Here is a 23,840-nt window from a genome sequence, read left to right as displayed (position 1 = left end):
GCCCGGGCCGCCCGACTAGGGCGACGGCGACCGGGTACCACCCCGCCATGGACATGTCACCTGCCTGGCTGATCATCGGCGTGGTCGTCGCCGCGTTCATCGTCCTGGGCCTGGTCTGGGCGTTCGTCGCCGACCGACGGCGCAACGAGGACGTCGCTCACGACCCGGAGCGGGTCGACCCGACCGCCGATCGGACCGACCACACACCGCCCCTCGATCCGGGCGACCCGGACGGGGATCGCCTCCACGTCGACCCTCGCCATCGGCGCCCGGGCGACCTCTGACCACCTCCCGACAAGACACGGCCGGCTCCCGCCATCGGCGGGGCCGGCCGTGTGTCGTCGGGGAGCGTGGCCGCTCAGGCCTTCTTGGTGGCCCAGAAGATCTCGGCGATCTCGTCGATCTTGGCGAGGAGCTCGTCGGCCTTGGCCAGGTCGAGGGTGCCCTTGGTGCCGGTGGCGCCGGCGAGCTTGGTGGCCTCGTTGACCAGGGTGTGGAGCTGGGGGTGGGCCTCGAAGTGCGGGGGCTTGAAGTAGTCGGTCCACAGCACCCAGAGGTGGTGCTTGACGAGCTCGGAGCGCTGCTCCTTGATCAGGATGGCGCGGGTGCGGAAGTCGGGGTCGTCGCTGTCGAGGGCCTTGGCGATGACGGCCTTGACGGACTCGGCCTCGATCCGGGCCTGGGCGGGGTCGTAGACGCCGCAGGGCAGGTCGCAGTGGGCGGAGACCTCGACAGTCGGGGCGAACAGACGCATGGGTGAGTGGTTCCTCTCGGTGGGTACGGGCGTGCGGCGGGTGTGCCGCGGAGGGAGAGGCGGGCTCAACCCTCGACCGCGCGCAGGGCGCGGCGGATCTCGGGGAGCGGCGCGGGCGCCCAGTAGTCGCGGTCGTGGTGGACCAGCGGCGCCGCCGCGGGACCCTCGTCGATCCGGTCGACCTCGAGCAGCACCAACCACGAGCCACCCGCCGGGATGACGTGCGCGGGGCGGCCGTGGAAGGCCGCGACGGCGTCGGGAAGCACCAGCCCGCGCTCGTCCCGGGTCCAGCCCTGAGCCTCGGTGAAACGCTCGGCCCGCCGGTCGGCGAACGCCCGCGCGAGGTCGGCCTGGGAGTCGGCCAACAGGAACACGGAGAGGGTGTCGCGGCCGACGAGCTGCGGGCCGACGGTGCTGGCGCGGGCGAGCGAGAAGGACAGCAGCGGTGGACTGGCGCTGACCGACGCGACACTGGACACCGTGGCTCCGACCGGGCCCTCCGCGGTCTCTCCGACCACGATCGCGACCCCCGCGGCATGGCGCCGGAAGCCGGCCTTGAACCGATCTGCCAACGAATGCGAGGCGGCGTGCGTCATCGACTCTCCCTTCACACGAAGGGAGCATAGAACCTCAAGCGCACTTGAGGTCCAGTCGACATGACGCACCTCACATGTCGAAGTCTCAGCCGCGCCCGCTGATCCGGTCCCCCACCCGGGCGATCCACGACGTACGGCGCGCACCCCGTGCCTCCTGCCGGTCCGCGAGCCCGTAGGCCCGGTAGAGACCGTGGATGCCCAGCCAGCGCAACGGCTCGGGCTCCCAGGTCCGGGCCCGCTGGTCCACCCAGGGCAGGGTGGTGCGCTCGGTCCGCTCCCCCGCGACCAGGTCGGCGAGGGTGCGGCCGGCGAGGTTCGTGGCGGTGACTCCCGTGCCGACGTAGCCGCCTGCCCAGCCGAGGCCGCTCGCGGCGTCGTACCCGACGGTCGCCCGCCAGTTGCGCGGGACTCCGAGCACGCCGCTCCACGCGTGGGCGACACCGAGGTCGCGCAACTGGGGGAACCACGCGCACAGGACGTCACGCAGGTGCTGGACGGTGCGGTCCGGGATGTCGCCGTCGAGGTCGGTGCGCGACGCGAAGCGGTAGGGGTGGCCGCGGCCGCCGATGGCGATCCGGCCGTCGGCGGTGCGCTGGGCGTAGGAGTAGACGTGGGCGAAGTCCTCGAGCGTGTCGTGGTGCTGCCAGCCGATGGCCGCCCAGGCGTCGGCGGGCAGCGGGTCGGTGACGATCATCGAGGAGTTCATCGGCACCCAGGTGCGCCGCTCGCCGGCTAGCCGGGCGGTGAACCCCTCGGTCGCCCGGATCACGTGGCGCGCGCGGAGGGTGCCACGGTCGGTCTCCACCCGACCGGGCGCGATCATGCGGACCGTGGTTCCCTCGTGGATCCGGACGCCGCGCTCGCGCACGGTGTCGGCCAGGCCGCGGGCGAGACGGGCCGGGTGGATCCGCGCGCAGTGCGGCTCCCACAGCGCCACCCGCGTGCCGGCCACCCGGATCCGGGCGTCCGCCTCGTCGGCGTCCAGCAGCCGCGCCTCCGTCTCCGGCCACCGCTCCGCGGTCGCTGCGGCCGCGTGGGCCCGGGTCGCCTGCGCCGCGTTGCGGGCGACCAGCAGCGTGCCGCCGCGGCGCACCTCGGCATCGATGCCGTGCCGCTCCGCGACTCCGATCACCTCGTCGACGGCGTCGTTCATGGCGAGCTGGAAGCGTGCGACCTCGGCCCGCGGGTGGGTGCGGGCGTAGCCGTCCAGCCCGCCGGTCACCGACGCCGAGAGCCATCCGCCGTTGCGCCCGGACGCGCCGTACCCGGCGAACTGCTGCTCGACCACGCGGATGTCGAGGTCGGGCCGCAGCTCGCGGAGGTAGTACGCCGTCCACAGCCCGGTGTAGCCCGCGCCGACCACGACGACGTCGACCTCCTCGTCGCCGGCGAGCAGGTCCCGCGGCTCGGGCAGGCCGAGGTCGGCCCACCAGTACGACACACCGCCGGTCCTGCGCGCACTGGTCACCGGGCGAGCCTAGTAGCCCGTCGCAGCCAAACCGCGGGCTCAGAGGATGCTCACCACCACGTGCTGCCCGCCGGCCAGGGCGGCACGGTGCACCTCGAGGAGGACGCCGAACGCCTCGGCGAGCTCGGCACGCAGGGCAGCGGGATCGCCCGACCAGATCCGCGGATAGACGTCCGCCGCGGTAAAGGAATCGAAACGCGCATCCGCCAGCGCCGCAGGGAGATCGACGGCCTCCAGGGCCGCCACCACCACCGACAGCTCGTCGTGCTCCGTGCAGCCGACATAGTCCTCCGCCTCGAAGACGTGCACGCCGACCACGGCATCACTCAGCGGGTCCCCGGCGATCGGCGTGCCCGCGGACGCCCCGGTCAGCAGGAAGTGCAGGCCGTCCCACAGCTTGTCGAGGTAGACCGTGGGCGCTCCCCCGGCCTCCAACGCCTCCAGGGCGGCCCCCAGCTCCTCCGGAGCCGAGGCCACCAGGCGGTCCAGGGTCGCCTCGTCGACCAGCGTGTACGCCGCCTGCATGCCCACGGCGTCGAGGGTACGAGACGATCCCGGCCGCATCGACGGACGGGAGAACCAAGGAACGGGGACGACCCGCCCCTCACTCCTCGTGGTCGCGCTGGAGCACTCCGATCATGCCCTGGAGGAAGTCCTTCGGCTTGGTCTCCGCCAGGCTCACCAGGGTCTCGACCCGGGTCACTCCCGGGATCTCCCAGATCGCCTCCAGCAGGACCTTCCGCAGGTGCGTCGAGTCCCGGACCCGGAGCCGCGCCAGCAGGTCCATCGAACCGGTGACGACCAGCACCTGCTCCACCTCGCTGATCTCGTGCAGCGCCCGGAGCACCGAGGCCTGGTTGGAGGCGGCGATGATCGAGGCGTAGACCTGCATCGGGAAGCCCAGGGCGCCCCAGTCGACATCGGCGCGGTAGCCCCGGATCACGCCCTCCCGCTCGAGGCGGGCGATGCGCTCCCCGACGGTCGGCGCGGAGATGCTGAGCTCCCGGGCGATCTTGCGCTGGCTGGCCCGGGCGTCGCTGACGAGCAGGCTGAGCAGCCGCAGGTCGGTGGCGTCGAGGTCGGCCTTCTGGGAGTCACCGAGCACGAACTCGCTCATGTCGTTCTGCTCTCGGTCCGCCGCAGACTCGGGACGTGCCATCTCCGCATCTCCTTCAACTCGTGCCGGGCTGCGCACACGGCCGCACCGGTCCGCGGTCGAGTATGCACGGACCGGTCGGCCTCACGCGTCAACAAGGTGACACGCGGCCCAGTGGCCCGGCCGCACCTCGCGAAGGGCCGGCTCTTCACTCGCACACACATCCTGCGCCTTCCAGCATCGGGTTCGGAACCTGCACCCGCTGGGCGGGGCAAGCGGGGTCGGCAGATCGCCGGACAGGACGATCCGCTCACGGCCTCCCGCGGCAGCGCCACCGGCGGACGGGATCGCCGAGAGGAGAGCCTGGGTGTAGGGCATCAGCGGCTCGGCGTACAGGTCCTCGGCGTCGGCCAGCTCGACCAGCTTCCCGAGGTACATCACACCGACGCGGTCGCTCACGTGCTCGACGACCGCGAGGTCGTGTGAGATGAACAGGTACGCCAGGCCCAGCTCCTGCTGCAGCTCGCGCATGAGGTTGAGCACCTGGGCCTGGACCGAGACGTCGAGGGCCGAGACGGCCTCGTCTGCGATGACCAGGTCGGGATTCATCACCAGCGCCCGGGCGATCCCGATCCGCTGCCGCTGCCCGCCGCTGAACTGATGCGGGTATCGCCGGGCGAGGTCCCGGCGCAGGCCGACCCGTTCCAACGCCTCGGCGACCCGCTCCGCGCGCTCGGCCCGCCCGACCCGTTGGACGGCCAGTCCCTCGCCGACGATCCGCTCCACGCGCATCCGCGGGTCGAGCGAGCTCAGCGGGTCCTGGAAGATCATCTGCACCCGGCCGCGGGTACGCCGCAGGGCGCTCCCGCTCAGCTGCGAGATCTCCTGGCCGGCCAGCGTGACGGAGCCTGACGTGGCCCGCTCCAGGTTCATGATCGTCCGGCCCAGCGTGCTCTTCCCGCAGCCGGACTCCCCGACCAGCCCCAGGGTCCGGCCCGCCGGGATGTCGAAGGACACGCCGTCGACGGCCTGCACGACGGCCTGAACCCGGCCACCGGGACCCTTGACCGGGAAGTGCGTGTGCAGGTCACGGACCTCGAGCAACGAGGACTCGGTCATCGGTCCCCTCCTGTCGTGGACGTCGTGGCCGGTGCGGGATCGACGTGCAGCCAGCACGCGACCGATCGGCCGCCGGGGAAGCGGATCATCGGCGGGCGCTCCTCGCACCGCGCGGTGGCGTGGTCGCACCGATTGGCGAAGGGACAGCCGGGCGGCATGGCGTCCGGTGGCGGGACCGCGCCCCGGATCGTCGCGAGGGTGTCGGTCCGGTTCCCGATCGTGGGGACGGATCCGAGCAGTCCGATCGTGTAGGGATGCAGGGGCTCGGCCAGGAGCAGGGCGACCGGCGCCTGCTCCATGACCCGCCCGCCGTACATGACGACGACCTCGTCGCAGACCTCCGCCACCACGCCGATGTCGTGCGTGATCATCACGATGGCCGTGCCGATCCGGGAGCGCAGCTCCTTGACCAGGTCGAGGAACTGCGCCTGCACCGTCACGTCCAGGGCGGTCGTCGGTTCGTCGAGCACCAGCAGGCTCGGGTCGTTGGCGAGCGCGATCGCGAGCACCACGCGCTGCCGCATCCCGCCGCTGAGCCGGTGCGGGTACTCCTGGAAGCGCTGCTCGGGCGAGGGGATGCCCAGCTGCCGGAGCAGCTCGACGGCCCGCCCCGCAGCCTCCTCCTTGCTCACCCGCTGGTGCGCACGGATCGCCTCGACGATCTGCGGGCCGACCCGCTGGACGGGATTGAGGGCGGTCATCGGATCCTGCAGGACCAGTCCGATGTCCTTGCCCCGGCGGCGGCGCATGGCCTTCGTCGACGCACTGGTGATGTCCTCACCCTGGAACCGCACCGTGCCGCCGGCGACCCGGCCCGGGGCAGGGATCATCCCGATCACCGACATCGCGGTGACGCTCTTGCCCGAGCCGGACTCCCCCACGAGGCCCACGCTCGCGCCGGCGCCGACGGAGAAGCTCACTCCGTCGACGACGGTGACCCGGCGCTCGCCCGCGGGGAACTCCGCGGACAGATCGGTCACCTCCAGCACGGGCACGGCGTCAGCCATCGCTGTCCTCCGGCAGTCGGGCCGGGGCGGCCCCGCCGTCATGGCGGTGGAGCCGGCCGGCCTGCATCACCATCGTCGGCTCACGCAGCCGCCGCAGGTCGGCGAGCGGGTCGCCGGCCACGGCGACGAGATCCGCCGCCAGTCCCGGGACCACGCTTCCGGCCCGGTCCGCGAACCCGAGCACCTCGGCCGCGAGTCCCGTCGACGCATGGATCGCCTCGACGCCGGACATGCCGCCCTCGGTCATCAGCCACAGCTCGTCCGGCAGGCTGTCGAAGTCCGTGAAGCGCCAGCCGGCGTCGGTCCCCGAGATGAAGGCGATGCCGAGTGCGCGCATCTTGGCGAACTGCTCGAGCGTGTCGCCCAGCATCCGCTCCCAGCGGTCGCGCTGGATGCGCTGCTCCTGGTCGGGCTCGTCGAGCGCGTCGACCGAGCGCACGACGTCGTACCCGACGACGAGGGTCGAGGTGACCGGGATGCCCGCCGCGGCGAGCTGCTCGGCGACCTGCGGGGAGTACTCCTGGTGCTCGAAGTCCACCAGGAACAGGCCGTGCTCGATCCCGTCGACCCCGGCGGCGATCGCGTCCTCGAGCGACTCGGCACAGACGGTGTGCGTGGTGACCTTGAGCTCGAGCCGGTGGGCCTCCTCGGCGATCGCCGTCAGCTCGGCGCGGGTGAAGGCCGGCCGGTGGACCAGCGTCCCCCTGGTGCCGCCGCCCGAGCCGATCACCTTGATCCAGTCGGCCCCGGCCTTGTTCAGCTCCCGCACCGCGCGGCGCAGGTCCTGCTCACCGTCGACCTCGCCGCCGAGCGGGTGGCCGTGGCCGCCGGTGATCGTCAGCGGGTGCCCGCTCACCAGCAGCCGCGGAGCGACCCCCCGCCCGAGGTCGGCGGCCCGCCGCAGGTCGAAGACCGTCGACCCGCGCGATCCGACGTCGCGCAGGGTCGTGATCCCAGCGTCCAGAGCCGTCCGAGCACCGTGCGCGGCGGCCGCGACGAAGACCCCGTCCGACTCGCGGGACCAGGTCTCGAACTCGCTCCCGTCGGCCGGGAGGTTGAGGTGCACGTGGGCGTCCGTCAGCCCCGGCAGCAGGGTGTGTCCGGCCAGGTCGAGCTGCCGGGCGTGCGGTACGTCGAGACCCTCGGGCAGCGCCCCCTGGTGAACGGCCGTGATCCGACCTCCTTCGACGAGGACCACAGGATCCTCGATCACCGGCCCTCCGGTGCCGTCGACGAGCCGGTCGGCTCGCACCACCCACGAGGTCTGCTCGTCCGGGGTGTAGGCCATCAGGACACCCCCGCGAAGTGCAGGTACCCGCCACCGGAGATGACCAGGCCGTCGACGCCCTTGTCCATCAGGATCAGGTCCTGATCGGGACGCACGGGCAGGAGCAGGCCGAGGTCGAGGATCCGCTTCTGCGCGTCGAGGTAGAGGCTCTTGCGCTCCTCCAGGTCGCTGGTGGCCGCCGCGTCCTCCAGCAGGGTGTCGAGTTGCTCGTCGGCGACCTTGCTCCAGTTGAAGAAGGCACCGCTGACGAACCACTGGTCGAGCAGCACCGGATCGAGCGCGGCGAAGGAGGACGGCGTCAGGTTGTTCCTGCCCTCGTCGCCGGCTTCGAGGTACGCCGCCCGGCCCTGCAGCTCGATCTCGGCGGCGATGCCGCCGTCACGCAGCTGGGCCTGGATGGCCTCGGCGATGTTCACGTACTGCGGGACGTCGGAGAACGTGCCGATCGTCAGCGTGAGCGGCTTGCCGTCCTTGGTCCAGGCGTCGCCGTCCCGGGTCCATCCGGCGCCCTCCAACAGCTCGGCGGCCTTGTCCGGATCGTGCGGGAACTGGCTCTCCAGCGACTCGTCGTAGCCGAAGGTCCCCGGCTGGAGAACCGTGTTGCTCGGCTCGAAGGCACCCGACTCGGCCAGGTCGACCACTGCCTGCCGGTCGACGGTGTAGAGGATCGCCTGTCGGACGGCGACATCGTCCGTCGGGAACAGCGACGTGTTGATGGAGCTGAAGAAGCCCAGCCCGGGAGAATCCCGCTCGACCACGTCATAGCCGCTTCGCAGCGACTTGAAGAGCGCTCCGGGAATCCGCTGAGCCGCCTGGACCTGACCGGCCTGCAGGGCGGCGACCCGCGCCTGCGGGTTCGGGGCGGTCTTGAACTCGATCCGCTCCGGGCCCTTCTCGCCGAAGCCGGCCGCCTCGGGCGCCCAGTCGTACTTGTCGTAGGCCTTCAGCACCACGCTCTCGTCGGCGGTGGCACTCTCCAGCTCGTACGGTCCGGTGCCGGCCATCTCGGTGGACATCGCCGCGCCGTGCTCCGCGATCGCCGCGGGCGACTGGATGCCCAGGTACGGCGAGCTGAGGCTGGCGAGGAGCGGGACGTAGGGCTCGTCGCAGCTCAACCGGAGCACGAACTCCGACTCCGCCGTGGCCGTGGTGCACGTGCCGAGCTGCTGGATCGCGGCCGTCGACTTCGTCGCCGGGTCGGTGATGTAGTCGATGTTCTGAACGACGGCGTCGGCGTTGAACGGCGTGCCGTCGTGGAAGGTCACATCCTCACGCAGGGTGAAGGTGTAGCTCAGCCCATCGGGAGCGACCTCCCACTCCGTGGCGAGCCACGGGGTCACCTCGAAGTCCGGGGTCAGCCAGACGAGTCGGTCGAAGATGTTCGCGACGATGTTCGCGGTGTTCGCCGAACTCGTCACGGCCGGGTTGAGGGGTGAAGGACTGTCGGCCCACGCGATCGAGAGGGTCGTGAGGTCGCCGTCCTCGGACGAGGACGACGAGCCGCCGCAGCCGGCCGCTGCGACGGCCAGGAGGCCGATCCCCGCGGTCGCGGCGAGTCGATGGCGCTTGGTGAACATGGAAACTCCCAACATGTTGTTGTGGCGGCTTCGGCGACGTGCGAGGCGATCGCCGGGCCGTTGTTCGGGTCAGTGCCGAGAGAGGGCGGGGTCGAGCGCGTCGCGCAGGCCGTCACCGATGAGGTTGACCGCGACGACGTAGGTGGCGAGGAAGACGCCGGGGAAGACGGTGAGCCACCAGGCGAAGGAGATGTAGTCCTGTCCGCCGCTGAGCAGGACGCCCCACTCGGGACTCGGCGGGGACACCCCCATCCCGAGGAAGCCGAGGGCCGCGATCCACAGGGCCGCGAACCCGGTCCAGGTCGTGGTCATCACCAGGATCCCCGAGCGCACGTTGGGCAGCACGTGGGTCCACGCGATCCGTGCCCGGCTCGCACCGAGGGCGATCGCGGCGTCGACGTACGGGCGCTGGCGGATCTCCACCGTCGCTCCCTCGACCATGCGGGCGTAGGCCGGGACCGCCACCAACGCGATGGCGAGGACGCCGTTGCGCAGGCCGGGGCCGAGCACCGCGCCTGCCGCGAGAGCGAGCAGGATCCCCGGGAAGGCCAGGAGCAGGTCCACGATCCGCATCAGGACGAATCCGACGGGACCGCCGTACAGGCCGGCGACGACGCCCATCGTCGTGCCGACGATCCCACCCAGGACCACGATCACCACGCTGGCGGCAATGGTCGTGCGACCGCCGTACGCCACTCGGGACAGGAGGTCGCGGCCGAAGGAGTCGGTGCCGAACGGATGCTCGCCCGAAGGAGCGAGGAAGGTGGACGTGGGGTTGCTCCGCTCCGGGTCCGCGAGCCCGAAGAGCGGGGCGAGCAAGACGAACAACACGACGCCCAGGAGCAGGAGCAGCCCGAGCGACAGGCTGCGGTGCGCGACCAGGGCACGCAGGCGCTGCGACCGGTGGGTCGGCACCGAGCGCGTTGTGTCCGTGGGCGACGACTGGCTCTTCATCGGTGACCTCATCGCTTTCCTCGCAGGACGCGGGGGTCGACGACCGGGTAGAGCAGGTCGACGACCAGGTTGATCAGCGCGTAGAGGAGACAGGTGAGCAGCACGACCGCCTGGACGACGAGGTAGTCGCGCGCCAGGATCGAGTCGACCAGGAGGCGCCCGAGTCCCGGACGCGAGAAGACGATCTCGATCATCACGGCTCCGGAGAGCACGCTGCCGACCTGCAGGCCGGTGATGGTGAGGACGGGGAGGATCGCGTTGCGCGCCGTGTGCCGCGCCAGCACCTGCCACTCGCTGATGCCCTTCGCGCGCGCCGTGACCACGAAGTTCTGGCGGTGGGCCTCGATCATGCTGGATCTGACGAACCGGCCGATGTAGCCGATGCCGGCCAGTCCCAGCGTGATGCCGGGGAGGATCGCGCCGGCGAAGCTGGTCCCGCCGAGGACGTCGAAGATCGGGATCTTCACCGCGAAGAGAAGCAACAGGAGCAGCCCCAGCCAGAACGACGGGATCGACAGGAGCAACACCGACGACGCCATGAGGACCGTGTCGAGGAGCGAGCCCCGGCGCAGCGCCGCGATGGTGCCGACCACGATTCCTCCGACCAACGAGACCAGCATCGCGATCGCCGTGATCTGGAGGGTGGGCACGGCATTCGCCACGATCAGCTCGGAGACCGGCTTCTGCTGGCTGAACGAGCGTCCGAAGTCGCCCTGGAAGATCTGCCCGATCCACCGGAAGTACTGCACCGGCGCCGGATCGTCGAGCCCGAGCTCGTCACGGATGCCGGCAAGCATCTCGGTGTCTCCACCGCTGGCTCCCAGCAGCACGCGCGCGGGATCGCCGGGGATCAGCCGGATCATCGCGAAGACGACGACCGAGACCCCGACGAGGAGGCCCGCCACCGCGGCGAGCCGGCGCAGCGCGTAGGAGATCATCGCTCGGCCCGGTAGTGGTCCTGGGCCGACACGAGCGCGTAGTGCTCGGGCCGCCGGTCCTGCAGGAGGTTGAGCCCGAAGAAGCCGGCCGTCCGCGCCCGGAGGATCTCCTCACCCAGATCGGCCGTGTAGGAGATGACACCCTCCTCGTCGGCCAACTCCGCGACGACCGTGCCGAAGGGATCCACGATCTGGCTGTGCCCCCAGTACTGGAGCTTCTCCTCGACCTGGCACTGATTGGACACCAGCAACCACGACTGGTTGAAGAAGGCGTTCGCGCGGGCGGCCAGGTCCATGGCGGCGCCGTGGTAGTCGTCGTCGCGATCACGACCGCGCATCGGCCATGCCGTGGACATCAGCAGCACGGTCGCCCCCTGCAGGGCGAACACCCGGGCGAGCTCGGGGAAGGCCAGGTCGTAGCAGATCATGCTGGCACCGGTGGCGAAGCCGAGGTCGAAGACCGGAGTGCGCTCCCCGGACCCGAAGTACACCGACTCTGCCGGGTTGTGGACCTTGCGGTACGCACCAACGACCCCCTCCGGGCCGACCAGTGCCGTGCTGTTGAAGACGAGGTTGCCGTGCAGGGCCCGTTCGGCGAGACCGAACTGCACCAGCATCCCGTGCTGGGCCGCGCGCTCCTGGACGGCCAGGGTGCTCGGGCCCGGGATCGGCTCCGACTCGTGGAAGTAGTAGCGCTTCTGCTCGGCGACGCGCTCGTCGCCGAGCCCGAAGGAGAAGTCCGCGAAGCCCTGGAGACACATCTCCGGAAGCACCAGGACGTCGGCGCGCTGGTCGGCGGCCTCGTCCACGAGGCGGAGGATCGTTCGCAGATTGGTGGCCTTGTCGCGGGTCACCACCATGTTGGCGACCGCCAACGTCGTCTCAGCCATGGGTCTCTCCCCGTCCGGTCGTACCGGGGGCGGACATCGGAGCCCGCCCTCCGGAGCCGATGGGCCGGCACGGACGCGCCCGCGTCACGCCGACCGCCCCATGCCGCCGGCGACGTCGATAGTCGCGCCGGTGATGTAGGAGGCCCGTTCCCCCGCGAGGAAGGCGACCATGCCCGCGACCTCCGCGGCGGTCCCGAACCGACCCAGGGGGATCTGGTCATGGGCCAACTGTCCGAGGAACTCGTCCCGATCCGTGCCGGGCGCCTTGCGCTGCCACAGCGAGTCCCACTGAGGCGTCGAGATGAGCCCGACGTTCACCGCGTTCACCAAGATGCCGTGGGCCCCGTACTCCTGGGCGAGGACCTTGGTCAGGTTGTGGCACGCCGCGCGCGTCACCGAGCTCGCCAGGAAGGAGGCGTCGGGATTGCGCGCGTACACCGCACCGATGTTGATCACGCGGGCCGCCGGGGACTTCCGCAGGTGCGCAAGCGCCTCGCGGGTCACGTTGATCTGGGCGAACAGCTTGATCTCGATGTCACGTTGCCACTGCTCATTGGTGAGCTCGGCGAAGGATCCGGGCGTCGCCCCGCCGGCGTTGTTGACCACGATGTCCAGGGCGCCGTAGGCGTCGACCGCATCGGCGACCAGGGTGCGCACCTGGACCGGGTCGGTCACGTCGCAGGCCGCGGCCCGCACCCGCCCGCCGCCGATCCCGGCCAGGCGGTCCACCGCGGCGTCGAGGTCTCCGGCGGTCCGCGCGCAGATGGTGACGTGGGCCCCCTCCTGCAACAGCTCCTGGGCCACGGCGAAGCCGATGCCCTTGGTGCCGCCGGTGACCAGGGCGCACCGGCCGTCGAGCCCTAGCCGCACAGCTGGGAGGACGGGGCGATCGCCGCGTCGGCCTGCGCGACGAGGGTCTGGCGCGGCGGGTTGAAGAAGTCGACCTGGACGCACGGCACGTCGAGCGTGTGCGCGCCATGGGGCACCCACGGCGGCACGACGGCGACGTCGCCGGGGCGCATCACACGGGTGTGCTCGTTGAGCTGGAAGTGCAGCTCCCCCTCGAGCACCAGCACGACCTGCTCCTCCTCGTGCGTGTGGAGCGGGGCCTCGGAGTGCGGCGCGTAGGTGACGAAGTTCAGCAGCGTGTCGGTGCCGATGACGGGCTGGAAGGACAGCCCCGGGAGGATCTCGACGGGCGTGATCGCGGTGCGATCGACATACCGACCGGTCCCCGTCGGGGTGCCGCTCGCCGCGGTCGCGAAGTGGGTGGCGGGGTCGTTCATCGGTGGTGCTCCTCAAGCGTCACGAAAGGTTCACGGTGATGCAGCGACTATCAACTGCATGGCGCCAGACGCTTTCATACTGTCGTACGACAGTCAACAGGTTGATCTGATTTACATCCGGTCAATCCTTCCCCTAGTCTCCTTACGGATGCGACTCCCCCGCGTTTCCGGAGCTCGCTCCTTCTTCCCGAACCCCTCTCGTGAAAGGACCCCCGTGAGCGACCACCAGGCGTTGGCACTCGAGACCAGCGAGCAGCTCGTGACCTGCAGGGACACCGCGACCGGCCTCCGGGCCGTGATCGCGATCGACGACACCACGCTCGGGCCCGGCCTCGGCGGTATCAGGTACCGGCCCTATCGCGACATGTGGGCCGCCGCGGAGGAGGCGCAGCGACTGGCGTCCGCGATGACCCTGAAGAACGCGATGGCGGGCGTCCCGTTCGGCGGGGCGAAGTCCGTGATCCTGCACGACGGCACACCCCCGCGCGGCCGGGACGCGCTCTTCGAGCAGTTCGGCAGATTCATCGCCCGGCTCGGCGGCACCTACGTCCCCGGGGTCGACATGGGCACCAGCCCGCACGACCTGCAGACCGTCGGATCGGCCGGGACCGAGGTGTCCTGCACCGATGTCGATCCTTCGCCCTGGACCGCGCTCGGCGTCTACCACTCCATCGCCGCCGCCGTCGGCCAACACCTCGGTGCCGAGGGTGTCGCGGGCATCCGGGTCCTGGTGCAGGGCGTGGGTCACGTGGGCGGACGCCTCGCGGAGCTGCTGAGCGAGGCTGGAGCCGTCGTGACGGTGAGCGACGTCGACGCGGCGCGGGCGGCCTCGCTCGCCCAGCGGCTCGGCGCTGCTTCCGTCGCTCCGGATCAGGTCCTCGGCACGCCTGCCGACGTCTTCGCACCGTGCGCCACCGCCCGGGTGATCACCCACGAGAACATCGCGACGCTGCCGGTGCAGATCGTGGCCGGCGGCGCCAACGACACCCTCGAGGACGACCGGTGCGCCGACGAGCTCCACGCCCGGGGGATCCTCTACGTTCCCGACTTCGTCGCCAACGGAGGTGGCGTCATCCACGTCCAGGCGATGCGGGAGGGATGGGACGAGGCGCGGACGACCGAAGCGATCGCCCGGATCGGCGATCGCGTCACCCACCTCATCCAGCGCGGCCGAGCAGAGGGGACGACGCCGCTCGCGGCGGCCCTGGCGACGGCCCGCGACATCGTCGCCGCCGCCCGGTAGGGCCGCGCACGCGACGAACCGACCCCACGTCGACACCGCACCCCGCGGACAGGGACAGGAGATTCAGAAGTAGTGACACGCACACCACCGGAGGTGTCCGCCGAGGACTACGCGCGTGCGGCGAAGGTGCTCGACTCGAGCCTCGCTGACGCCGTCCTGAACGGGCACGTCACGGCTCGATGGCTGGACTCGAACCGCTTCTGGTACGAACGCGACGGCGCGGACGGCCCGGAGCTCGCCGTGGTCGATATCGCGCAACGTCACCGAGCGGCCCCGCTGGACGGCGCGCGGCTCGCGGAGGCCCTCCGCGGTTCGCCCGCCGCGGCTGCCGTGCGCAACGGAACCGCACGTGTCGAGCAGGTCGAGGAGATCGGTGACGCTCTGCTGGTCACGCTGACCACTCCCGACGGCAGCCGGGTGAGGAGCGATCTCTCCGACTACGAGTCCACATCGATGCCCGCGCCGGCCCCGAGTGCGGCGATCACCGCGCCGAGCGGCGAGCACGCGGCCTTCGTACGAGAGGCCGACCTCTGGCTGCGGCGACCAGGCGATGGTGACGAGCGCGCGTTGACGAGCGACGGCGAGCGTCACTTCGCCTACGGCAAGCTGCCGGACCACTCGCAGTCGGTGCTGATGCGCGCGGCCGAGACGCCCATGCCTCCCGTCGGCGTGGAGTGGGCGCCCGACAGCAAGCACCTGTTCGGCACCCGTTGGGACGAGCGAGCGGTACCCATCTACCCGTACGTCGAATCGGTGCCTCGCGACGGGACCTTCCGGCCGAAGCTGCACCCCCTCCGCCTGGCACTGCTCGGCGATCCCGACCAGCCCCAGCAGGAGATCTTCTCGATCGACGCGTCGACCGGCGAGAAGCGCACGATCGACATCGGCCGCGGTTGGACCATGGATACGACGAGTCTCGGCTGGTCCGCGGACGCTCGCACGACCTACCGGATCGCCCACACCGAGGGCTGGCGCTCGATGGCGCTCGTCGAGATCGACGTGGCGGCCGGCACCTCGCGGCGGGTCATCGAAGAGGCCGCCGCGACGAGCAGCGTCCTGCCCCACACCATCCTCTTCAGCCCACCGAACGTGCGGGTCCTTCAGGAGAGCGGCGAGGTCGTCTGGTTCTCGGAGCGAGACGGATGGGGGCATCTCTATCTCTATGACCTGGCCAGCGGGGCACTCAAGCGGCAGCTCACGCACGGCGACTGGCTGGTTCGCGATCTGATCGAGGTCGACGGCCGCAGGCGGCGCGTCTTCTTCACAGCGTGCGGACGCGAGGAAGGTCGCGATCCGTACTACCGGCACCTCTACCGCGTCTCCCTGGACGGCAGCGACCCGCTCCTCCTGACGCCCGAGGACGCCGAGCACGAGATCCCCTCGCCCCTGCCCACGCTGTTGCCCGCGGCACCGGGACGACAGGCGTTCTCGCCCGACCGCGACTACTTCATCGACACCTATTCGACTGTCTCGGAACCACCGGTCAGTGTCGTCCGGTCGAGCGAGGACGGCAGCGTCGTCATGAGACTCGAAACGGCCGACGCATCCGCCGCCTACGCAGCCGGGTGGCGCCCGCCCACGCGGGTCCACGCGAAGGGCGCCGACGGCGAGACCGACGTCTATGCCGTGGTCTACTTCCCCACGGACTTCGACGGCACCTCCGAGTATCCCGTGATCGATGCCACCTACGGCGGGCCGTGGACCCTCAACGCGCCACGGAGCTTCGTCGACGCGCTGTCCACCTTCAATCCCGTGTCCCGCGCCAGTCTGGCCGCACTCGGTTTCGTCGTCGTCACCATCGACGCTCGCGGCACACGTGGCCGGTCCCGCGCCTTCACGAACGTCGGCTACGGGAACTTCGTCGATCCCGGCCTCGCCGATCACGTCGCGGTGATCCAGCAGATCGCCGCGCGCCACGGCGGGCTCGACCTCGACCGCGTGGGGATCTACGGCCACTCCTTCGGCGGCTACGTGTCCGCCCGCGCGATGTTGTCACGCCCGGAGTTCTTCAAGGTGTGCGTCTCGTCGGCAGGGCCGCACAACTATCAGGGCTTCTACGCCATGGAGCACCTGCTGGGACTGCCCGCCTACGGCGACGGCCGCGTTCGTCCGAGCCCCCAGTCGGTCCCGGACAACTACCGAGCGCTGGACAACGCTCCACTGGCGGCCAGGCTGCGCGGGCGCCTGATGCTCGCGTACGGCGACCTCGACGAGAGTGCCATGCCGGCCGTCACCCTGCAGCTGGCCGACGCGCTGATCGGCGCGAACAAGAGCTTCGACCTGCTCTATCTCCCCAGTCGCACCCACGACTTCTTCCGCACCGACTTCTACTTCATCCGGCGGATGTGGGACTACTTCGTGGAGCATCTGCTCGGTGCGACACCACCGGCGGACTTCGACCTCGTCGCCGCCATCCGGTAGGAACACCAGCACCAGCACGCAGGCGCCGAGCCGTCCGAGGGACGGCTCGGCGCCTGCGGCGTTCCGGGTCAGAGCTCGTTCTTGACCATCCGGCCGTCCTTCATGATGACCCTCAGGTTCTCCTCGGGGCGGGTGAGCACGCGGATGTCGGAGAGCGGGTCGCCGTCAACGACCAGAAGGTCGGCGCGGGCGCCCGGGGCCACCACGCCGAGCTCCCCGCTGCGCCCCAGCAGCTCCGCCCCGACGACCGTGGCGGAGCGGAGGATCGCCGCCGCCGGCTGAACCTCCGAGCGGAGCACGAACTCCTCGAGCTGGGCATCGTGCATGTCTGCGAACAGGTCGGTGCCGTAGGCGATCTTGAGGTCCGAGCGGTGCGCGAGCTCGAGGGCCCCGATCGCCCGGTCGAGCACGTCGGTCAGCTTGGCGCCGACGTCACCGTGCAGGTGTCCCTGCTCCCCGGCCCGCGCCAGCGCGTGGTACGTGACCATCGTCGGCACGTAGAACGCGTCGTACCGGTGGAACAGCGGGATGCTGCTCTCGTCCATCAGGTTGCCGTGCTCGATGGTGCGCACCCCGCACTCGAGACCGCGGTTGATGGCCCGGGAGGTGTAGGCGTGGCCGGCGACATAGATGTTGGCGGCCGTCGCCTCCTCGACCATGGCCCGCAGCTCCTCGAGCGAGAACTGCGTGGAGTCGACCCGGTCGGACGGCGAGTCGACCGCGCCGCTCAGATAGGCCTTGACGTGGTGCGCTCCACGGCGGACCTCCTCGCGGACCGCACGGCGCACCTCGCTCACGCCGTCGCAGATCACGCCGATCGCCGGCGTGTAGTAGTTGGCGTCGTACACCTGGCGCGACGGAGATCGCCAGTCCCCCGCACCTCCCGTCTGGGTCAGCTGCTTGCCGCCGTAGAAGATCCGCGGCCCCGGGAAGTAGCCCTCCTCGACGGCGCGCGCGAGGCCGAGATCGCCGCCGCCGACGTCGCGGATGCTGGTGAAGCCGCGCCCGAGCATGCCCTCGAGGGCGCGCGCGGCGCGGGCGGCGACGTAGGTCGGCGACCACTCGGCCATCCCCGTCACGTCCATGTCCACGACGGCCGGGTGCGTGTGGCAGTCGATGAGGCCCGGCATCAGCGTCCGCCCGCGGACGTCGACCACCGTCGCGCCCTCCGGGACGGCGGTGCCGGAGGCGTCGACGTCGGCGATCCGGCCCTGCTCGACGACCACCGCCCGGTCCGGGATCAGCTCTCCCGCGACGGTGTCGAGGATCGTGGCGTTCGTGAAGATTGTCGTGTGGATGTCACACCTCCTGGTCATCGGCGACGGCGTGCGGCGTGCGTGCCACCTGCTCGCGCACAACGCACAGACTACTGTCATTTGATGACCAGATGGGAACTTTCTTCTTACACATGGTGGCCGAGTCGGCCTGATCGCCTATCAGTCGAGCGTCCGACGGGCTCAGGCTGAGCGGATCAGGTGGTCGAAGGCCGACAGCGCCGCCGTCGCCCCGTCACCGGCGGAGGTGACGATCTGCTTGTACGGCGCCACGGTGCAGTCCCCCGCCGCGAACACGCCGACCACGTCGGTGCGACCGCGGTGGTCGACCAGCACCTCGCCGCGCTCGTTGCGCCCGACGACACCGGCCAGCCACTCCGTGGCCGGCAGCAGGCCGATCTGGACGAACACCCCGTCCACCGGCACCTCGCGCACGCTGCCGTCGTCGCGGCGCGCGTAGCGCAGGCCGGTGACCCGGCGGCCGTCGCCGAGCACCTCCTCCGTCGCGACACCGGTGACGACCTCGACCGTGGGCAGCCCGCGCAGGGAGCGCTGCAGCACCTCGTCGGCGCGGAGCGCGTCGTCCCACTCGAGCAGCGTGACGTGGGCGGCCAGGCCCGCCAGGTCGATCGCGGCCTCCACCCCGGAGTTGCCGCCCCCGACGACGGCCACCCGCTTGCCGCGGAACAACGGCCCGTCGCAGTGCGGGCAGAAGGTGACGCCGCGATTGCGGTACTCCTCCTCCCCCGGCACCCCGAGCGTGCGCCAGCGCGCACCGGTCGCGATCACGACGGTGCGCGAGGCGAGGGTCGCGCCATTGCTCAGCTCGACGGCGATCGGGTCGCCCGTGACGGCGGGGGGCCGAACCGCCGTCGCCCGGTGCGTGGCGACCACGTCGACGTCGTGCTCACGGACGTGGCGCTCCAGGGCCGCCCCCAGCTGCGTCCCCTCGGTCCGCGGCACGGACGGGAAGTTCTCGATGCCGGCGGTGTCGAGAACCTGACCGCCGAGCCGCTCCGCGAGCAACCCGGTGCGGATGCCCTTGCGGGCGGCGTACATCGCCGCGGTCACGCCCGCCGGGCCGCCACCGACCACCAGCACGTCGTACGGCGCGCGGCCGGTGAGGTCCGCGACGTCGTCCTCCCCCGCCGGCCCGTCGAGGAGGGCGAGGATCTCCGACAGCCCCATCCTCCCCTGGCCGAAGGGCTCGCCGTCGAGGAAGACCGACGGCACGCTCAGCACCCCGCGCTCCTCGATCTCGGCGGCGAAGGAGCTGCCCTCGATGGCGGTGTGCGTGACGTCCGGGTGCAGTGCGGCCAGGGTGTTGAGGGCCTGCACGACGTCCGGGCAGCTCTGGCAGGTCACCGAGAAGTAGGTCTCGAAGTGCAGCGGCCCACTCAGCGCGCGTGCCCGGGTCAGGACGTCGTCCTCCTCCTTCGGCGGGTGCCCGCCGACGTGCAGGATCGCCAGCACGAGGGAGCCGAGCTCGTGGCCGAGGGGCAGGCCGGCGAAGCGGACGCCGGTGTCCTCGCCCGGTCGCGTGACCAGGAAGGAGGGGACCCGTCGGCCCGGCTCGGGATCCGCGCGCACGGCGCTGACCAGCGGGCTCGCTGCGGCGAGCTCGCCCAGCAGCTCCCAGGTGCGTCGGGACGCCGCGCCATCGTCCAGGCCGGCGACCAGCTCGACCGGCGTCCGCAGCCGCTGGAGGTGCGTGCCGATCTGGGCGAGCAGCGCGGGGTCGAGCATCAGATCCTCCCGACCAGCTCGAGCGACGGGGTGAGGGTGTCGGCACCGTCGTCCCACCGGGCGGGGCAGACCTCGCCCGGGTGGGCGGTGATGTACTGCGCCGCCCTGACCTTGCGCAGCAGCTCGGCCGCGTCACGGCCGATGCCCGCGTCATGGACCTCGACGGTGCGGATGGTGCCCTCGGGATCGATGACGAAGGTGCCGCGCAGCGCCTGCCCGTCCTCCTCGACGAGCACGTCGAAGGCACGGGAGAGCCGGAGGGTGGGATCGGCCAGCAGCGGGTAGCGGACTTTGCCGACGGCGGCGGACGTCGCGTGCCAGGCCTTGTGCGCGAAGTGGCTGTCGGTCGAGGCGCCGTAGACCTCGACGCCGAGCGCACGGAACTCGTCGTACCGGTCGGCGAGGTCCTCGAGCTCGGTCGGGCAGACGAAGGTGAAGTCGCCGGGGTAGAAGACGAGCACGCTCCACTGCCCGCGGAGGTCGTCGTCGGTGACCTCGAGGAAGGCGCCGTCCTGGTAGGCGTGGACGCGGAACGGCGGGACGGTGGTGTTGACGAGGGACATGCGGTTCTCCGGGGGTCGTGGGTGTTCGGGAAGGCTCAGGCGGCGTCGTAGAGCGGGTGCTCGGCGACGAGCCGGTCGACACGGGTGCGCAGGACGTCGGGGTCGGCGCCGAGGAGCGCTCGGGCGACGATGTCGGCGATCTCGGTGAACGCCGCGTCGTCGAAGCCGCGCGCGGCGAGCGCCGGCGTGCCGAGGCGTAGCCCCGACGCCACCGTGGCCGGGCGCGGGTCGAAGGGGACGACATTGCGGTTGGTGGTGATGCCGAGGTCGCCGAGACGGCGCTCGGCGTCGAGCCCGGACAGGGCGGCGTCGCGCAGGTCGAGCAGCACCAGGTGGACGTCGGTGCCGCCGGTGAGCACCGAGATCCCGGCCGCGGCCAGGTCGGGCGCGGTGAGCCGCTCGGCGACGATCCGAGCGCCGCGCAGCACACGCTCCTGGCGCTCGCGGAACTCCGGCGTGCCGGCGAGCAGCAGCGCCGTCGCCTTGGCCGCGATGACGTGCATGAGCGGGCCGCCCTGCTGGCCGGGGAAGATCGCCGCGTCGACCTTGCGGGCCAGGTCCGCACCGCACAGGATCAGCCCGCCGCGCGGTCCGCCGAGGGTCTTGTGCGTGGTCGTGGTGACGACGTCGGCGTACGCCACCGGGTCGGGGTGCAGCCCGGTCGCGACGAGTCCGGCGACATGGGCCATGTCGGCCCACAGGACAGCCCCGATCTCGTCGGCGATCGACCGGAACGCGGCGTAGTCGAGGTGGCGCGGGTACGCCGACCAGCCCGCGATGAGCACCCGGGGTCGCTCGGCGAGCGCGCGCTCCCGGACCTGCTCCATGTCGAGCCGGTACGACGCGGGGTCGACGCCGTAGGAGCGCGCGGCGTAGAGCTTGCCGGAGAAGTTGGCCGGCATGCCGTGGGTCAGATGGCCGCCGTGCGAGAGCTCTTGGCCGAGCAGCACGTCGCCGGGCCGGGCCACCGCGGCGAGCACTGCGGCGTTGGCCTGCGCGCCGGAGTGCGGCTGCACGTTGACGTGGGCGGCCCCGAAGAGCGCCCGCGCGCGCTCGATGGCGAGGTTCTCGGCCACGTCGACGTGCTCGCAGCCGCCGTAGTAGCGCCGGTCGGGGTAGCCCTCGGCGTACTTGTTGGTGAGCACCGATCCCTGCGCCTGGAGGACGGCGCGAGGCGCGACGTTCTCGCTGGCGATCATCTCCAGTCCGGCGCGCTGGCGGCGCAGCTCGGCGTCCAGCACATCGGCGATGGCGGGGTCGAGCTCGCCGAGGTCGGCGGTGAGCACGCGGGTGGTGGGGCGGGGTTCGGCGATGGTCATGGTGTCCTCTCCGGGCAGGGGGATGTCGAGGTGGAGGCAGGAGTCGAACCTGCGTGCACGGTGCTGCGGACCGCGGCCTCGCCACTCGGCCACTCCACCGGGGTGACGCTCAGGCCGTCGGGCCCGTCGTCGGGCGGCCGGCCACCGCCTCCGCGACATCGGCCACGAGCCGGTCGGCCGCGTCGGCGTCGAGGTCGTGGACGGTCAGCCGCAGGTGCCGGGCGGCGCTCCCGGCCGTGCCGAGCGCGAAGTCGCCTCCGGTCCGGGCCAGCCAGCCGCGCCGCATCAGGCGCCGCCCGACCCGGGCCGCGTCGCCTTGGACGTCGACCCACACGTTGAGGCCGTCGCCCGCCCGGGCGGCGATGCCGTGCCCCGCGAGCGCGGCGACGAAGGCGGTGTTGCGCTCGGCGTAGTGCGCGGCAGCGGCGGCCACCTGGCGGCCGGCGGCGGGGTCGAGGAGCAGCGTGCGCGCCAGGCGCTGGAGCAGGTGGCTGACCCACGTCGTCCCGGGGCTGATCCGGGTGGCCAGCCGGCGGGCCGTCTCCGGGTCGGAGGCGACGAAGGCGAGGCGCAGGTCGGGGCCGAGGAACTTCGAGACGGAGCGCACCAGCGCCCAGCGGGCATGCTCCGGGCCGATGATGCTGTGATAGCCGGTCGTGGCGAGCCGGGAGTAGTGGTCGTCCTCGATCACCAGCACATAGGGGTGCTCGGCGAGGACGGCGCGCAGGTCGGCGGCGCGGGCCGCGCTCAGGCTCGCCCCCGTCGGGTTGTGGGCGCGCGGGGTGCACACGACCGCGCGTACGCCGGCGCGCAGCGCCGCGCGCAGGCCGAGGACGGTCATCCCCTCCTCGTCGATCGGCACCGGCACGGTGCGGTAGCCGGCCAGGCGCACGGTGTGGATGCTGGCCAGGAAGCACGGGTCCTCCAGCGCGACCGCATCGCCCTGGGTGAGCGCCTGGGCGAGGAGCCGCTCAACGGCGTCGACCGCGCCGTGGGTGAGGGTCAGCCGGAAGTCGCGCGGGTGGTCGACCGCGATCCACCGGGTCGCCCACTCGGCGAGCTCGGGATCGATCACCGGCTCGCCGTACAGCGTGGGCGGCCGGGATGCCGCAGCGAGGCCGGCGGACAGATCGGGCAGCAGGTCGGCCGCGGGGTTGCCGTGCCCGACGTCGCGCAGCACCGTGTCGCGGGCGAAGCCCTCCTCGGCACTCTCCTGGGGCTCGGCGACGGTGGTGCCGGCGCGGCCGTGGGTCTGGGCGACGCCGGCCTGGACGAGCTGACGGTACGCCGCGACCACGGTGTTGCGGTTGACGCCGAGGACCTCGGCGAGCTGGCGCACCGGCGGCAGCGGGGCGCCCGGAGCGAGGACGCCACTGTCGACGTGGTCCCGGACGCTCGCCGCGATCTCGCCCGCGGTGGCACCGGTGATCGGGGCGCTGGGCCGGCCTCCGAGGTCCCTCTGTTTTGGCATAGGTCAACGCTAACATATGACCTATGCCAGAGATTTCGAGCCCCTCCCCGCTCTCAGCGGACTACCCGACCGCCCACACGGTCGCCGACGTCGAGCACAACCTCGCCGCCGTCCGCGGACGCATCGACGCGGCGGCGCGACGCGCCGGACGCGACCCCGCCGAGGTCCGGCTGCTGCCCGTCAGCAAGACCGTCCCCGAGGAGCGGGTCCGGCTCGCCGTCGCCGCCGGCGTGACACTCCTCGGCGAGAACAAGGTGCAGGAGGCCCTGCGCAAGCACCGCGCGCTCGCCGACCTACCCGTGGCATGGTCGGTGATCGGCCACCTCCAGTCGAACAAGGCCCGGGACGTCGCCGCGTTCGCGGCCGAGTTCCAGGCCCTCGACCGGCTCAAGGTCGCCGAGGCCCTCGACCGACGGCTCGAGACGGCCGGGCGCACGCTCGACGTACACGTCCAGGTCAACACCTCGGCCGAGGATTCCAAGTTCGGGATGCCGCCCGAGGAGCTGCCTGCGTTCCTCGCCGCACTCCCCCGCTTTCCCCGCCTCCGGGTGCGCGGGCTGATGACCCTGGCCGTCTTCACCACCGACACCGCCCGGGTCAGGGCCTGCTTCCGGCTGCTACGCACGCTGCGCGACCGGGCCCGGGAGACCGACCCGGCCCTGATCGGCCCCGGCGAGCTGTCGATGGGCATGTCCGGCGACTACGAGGTCGCCGTCGAGGAGGGGGCCGGCTGCGTCCGTGTGGGTCAGGCGATCTTCGGCGCCCGCTCGACCCCCGACCACTACTACTGGCCCGAGGGATCCACGGGAGGCTGACCAGCGGTCTCCGCG

Annotated in this window: 23 protein-coding genes and 1 tRNA gene; 4 read left to right on the top strand and 20 right to left on the bottom strand. The window is 71.6% G+C overall.

The window, feature by feature from the left end; translation table 11 throughout:
• The first annotated feature begins 47 nt into the window (after nt 1–47).
• Nucleotides 48–284 carry a hypothetical protein gene (locus QJ852_10745; GenBank protein ID WGX98905.1) on the top strand — a complete coding sequence of 79 codons (237 nt, stop codon included), beginning with the start codon at nt 48–50 and terminating at the stop codon, nt 282–284.
• Nucleotides 285–358: 74 nt separating this feature from the next.
• Here QJ852_10745 and sodN read toward each other — a convergent pair whose 3' ends face one another.
• From sodN to QJ852_10675, 14 genes are all read right to left on the bottom strand, one after another.
• Nucleotides 359–754: a superoxide dismutase, Ni gene (gene sodN / locus QJ852_10740; GenBank protein ID WGX98904.1), complete on the bottom strand. Its 396-nt coding sequence runs from the start codon at nt 752–754 to the stop codon at nt 359–361.
• A gap of 65 nt (nt 755–819) precedes the next feature.
• Complete coding sequence (locus tag QJ852_10735; protein WGX98903.1) at nt 820–1,350, bottom strand: flavin reductase family protein; 531 nt, start codon at nt 1,348–1,350, stop codon at nt 820–822.
• 85 nt (nt 1,351–1,435) lie between these two features.
• On the bottom strand, nt 1,436–2,818 hold the full coding sequence (locus QJ852_10730; GenBank protein ID WGX98902.1) for an FAD-dependent oxidoreductase: 1,383 nt from the start codon (nt 2,816–2,818) through the stop codon (nt 1,436–1,438).
• Nucleotides 2,819–2,857: 39 nt separating this feature from the next.
• Nucleotides 2,858–3,343 carry a DUF1877 family protein gene (locus QJ852_10725; protein ID WGX99446.1) on the bottom strand — a complete coding sequence of 162 codons (486 nt, stop codon included), beginning with the start codon at nt 3,341–3,343 and terminating at the stop codon, nt 2,858–2,860.
• Nucleotides 3,344–3,422: 79 nt separating this feature from the next.
• Nucleotides 3,423–3,935 carry an Lrp/AsnC family transcriptional regulator gene (locus tag QJ852_10720; protein ID WGX98901.1) on the bottom strand — a complete coding sequence of 171 codons (513 nt, stop codon included), beginning with the start codon at nt 3,933–3,935 and terminating at the stop codon, nt 3,423–3,425.
• Between the two features lie 123 nt (nt 3,936–4,058).
• Nucleotides 4,059–5,033 carry a dipeptide ABC transporter ATP-binding protein gene (locus QJ852_10715; protein WGX98900.1) on the bottom strand — a complete coding sequence of 325 codons (975 nt, stop codon included), beginning with the start codon at nt 5,031–5,033 and terminating at the stop codon, nt 4,059–4,061.
• Nucleotides 5,030–6,040, bottom strand: coding sequence for an ABC transporter ATP-binding protein (locus QJ852_10710; protein WGX98899.1), 1,011 nt, complete (start codon nt 6,038–6,040; stop codon nt 5,030–5,032). The genes QJ852_10715 and QJ852_10710 overlap by 4 nt, the downstream gene beginning before the upstream one ends.
• Nucleotides 6,033–7,328, bottom strand: a complete 1,296-nt coding sequence (locus QJ852_10705; GenBank protein ID WGX98898.1) for an amidohydrolase family protein — start codon at nt 7,326–7,328, stop codon at nt 6,033–6,035. Before QJ852_10705 ends, QJ852_10710 begins: the two co-directional genes overlap by 8 nt.
• Nucleotides 7,328–8,905, bottom strand: coding sequence for an ABC transporter substrate-binding protein (locus QJ852_10700; protein WGX98897.1), 1,578 nt, complete (start codon nt 8,903–8,905; stop codon nt 7,328–7,330). Before QJ852_10700 ends, QJ852_10705 begins: the two co-directional genes overlap by 1 nt.
• A gap of 69 nt (nt 8,906–8,974) precedes the next feature.
• Complete coding sequence (locus tag QJ852_10695) at nt 8,975–9,859, bottom strand: ABC transporter permease (protein WGX98896.1); 885 nt, start codon at nt 9,857–9,859, stop codon at nt 8,975–8,977.
• Between the two features lie 8 nt (nt 9,860–9,867).
• A complete protein-coding gene (locus QJ852_10690; protein WGX98895.1) occupies nt 9,868–10,797 on the bottom strand; it encodes an ABC transporter permease in 930 nt (309 codons plus the stop codon).
• Nucleotides 10,794–11,687: a carbon-nitrogen hydrolase family protein gene (locus tag QJ852_10685; protein ID WGX98894.1), complete on the bottom strand. Its 894-nt coding sequence runs from the start codon at nt 11,685–11,687 to the stop codon at nt 10,794–10,796. The genes QJ852_10690 and QJ852_10685 overlap by 4 nt, the downstream gene beginning before the upstream one ends.
• A gap of 84 nt (nt 11,688–11,771) precedes the next feature.
• Entirely contained in the window at nt 11,772–12,557 is a 786-nt protein-coding gene (locus tag QJ852_10680) for an SDR family oxidoreductase (GenBank protein ID WGX98893.1), read from the bottom strand.
• Entirely contained in the window at nt 12,548–12,973 is a 426-nt protein-coding gene (locus QJ852_10675) for a cupin domain-containing protein (GenBank protein ID WGX98892.1), read from the bottom strand. The genes QJ852_10680 and QJ852_10675 overlap by 10 nt, the downstream gene beginning before the upstream one ends.
• Nucleotides 12,974–13,187: 214 nt before the next feature.
• On the opposite strand from QJ852_10675, the gene QJ852_10670 reads away from it, so the two are divergent.
• Both QJ852_10670 and QJ852_10665 read left to right on the top strand, forming a co-directional pair.
• Nucleotides 13,188–14,216 carry a Glu/Leu/Phe/Val dehydrogenase dimerization domain-containing protein gene (locus QJ852_10670; protein WGX98891.1) on the top strand — a complete coding sequence of 343 codons (1,029 nt, stop codon included), beginning with the start codon at nt 13,188–13,190 and terminating at the stop codon, nt 14,214–14,216.
• 72 nt (nt 14,217–14,288) lie between these two features.
• The gene (locus QJ852_10665; protein WGX98890.1) at nt 14,289–16,637 is read left to right on the top strand and encodes a DPP IV N-terminal domain-containing protein; all 2,349 of its coding nucleotides are present in this window, start codon (nt 14,289–14,291) and stop codon (nt 16,635–16,637) included.
• A gap of 68 nt (nt 16,638–16,705) precedes the next feature.
• On the opposite strand, the gene QJ852_10660 is transcribed toward QJ852_10665, so the two are convergent.
• The 6 genes from QJ852_10660 to QJ852_10635 all read right to left on the bottom strand — a co-directional run bounded on the left by QJ852_10660 (nt 16,706) and on the right by QJ852_10635 (nt 23,010).
• Nucleotides 16,706–17,953 carry an amidohydrolase family protein gene (locus QJ852_10660; protein ID WGX98889.1) on the bottom strand — a complete coding sequence of 416 codons (1,248 nt, stop codon included), beginning with the start codon at nt 17,951–17,953 and terminating at the stop codon, nt 16,706–16,708.
• A gap of 141 nt (nt 17,954–18,094) precedes the next feature.
• Nucleotides 18,095–19,657, bottom strand: a complete 1,563-nt coding sequence (gene ahpF, locus QJ852_10655; protein ID WGX98888.1) for an alkyl hydroperoxide reductase subunit F — start codon at nt 19,655–19,657, stop codon at nt 18,095–18,097.
• On the bottom strand, nt 19,657–20,220 hold the full coding sequence (gene ahpC, locus QJ852_10650) for an alkyl hydroperoxide reductase subunit C (GenBank protein ID WGX98887.1): 564 nt from the start codon (nt 20,218–20,220) through the stop codon (nt 19,657–19,659). The genes ahpF and ahpC overlap by 1 nt, the downstream gene beginning before the upstream one ends.
• A 35-nt stretch (nt 20,221–20,255) precedes the next feature.
• A complete protein-coding gene (gene glyA, locus QJ852_10645; GenBank protein ID WGX98886.1) occupies nt 20,256–21,539 on the bottom strand; it encodes a serine hydroxymethyltransferase in 1,284 nt (427 codons plus the stop codon).
• A gap of 28 nt (nt 21,540–21,567) precedes the next feature.
• A tRNA-Cys gene (locus QJ852_10640) sits at nt 21,568–21,638 on the bottom strand.
• A 10-nt stretch (nt 21,639–21,648) separates the two neighbouring features.
• Nucleotides 21,649–23,010 carry an aminotransferase class I/II-fold pyridoxal phosphate-dependent enzyme gene (locus tag QJ852_10635; protein ID WGX98885.1) on the bottom strand — a complete coding sequence of 454 codons (1,362 nt, stop codon included), beginning with the start codon at nt 23,008–23,010 and terminating at the stop codon, nt 21,649–21,651.
• 23 nt (nt 23,011–23,033) lie between these two features.
• On the opposite strand from QJ852_10635, the gene QJ852_10630 reads away from it, so the two are divergent.
• A complete protein-coding gene (locus QJ852_10630; protein WGX98884.1) occupies nt 23,034–23,825 on the top strand; it encodes a YggS family pyridoxal phosphate-dependent enzyme in 792 nt (263 codons plus the stop codon).
• Nucleotides 23,826–23,840 lie beyond the last annotated feature (15 nt).

The sequence above is a fragment of the Nocardioides sp. L-11A genome (genome assembly GCA_029961745.1).
GTDB lineage: Bacteria > Actinomycetota > Actinomycetes > Propionibacteriales > Nocardioidaceae > Nocardioides.
The sequence above is the reverse complement of the archived record's forward strand: the minus strand, read 5'-3'. Positions and strand labels throughout refer to the sequence as shown.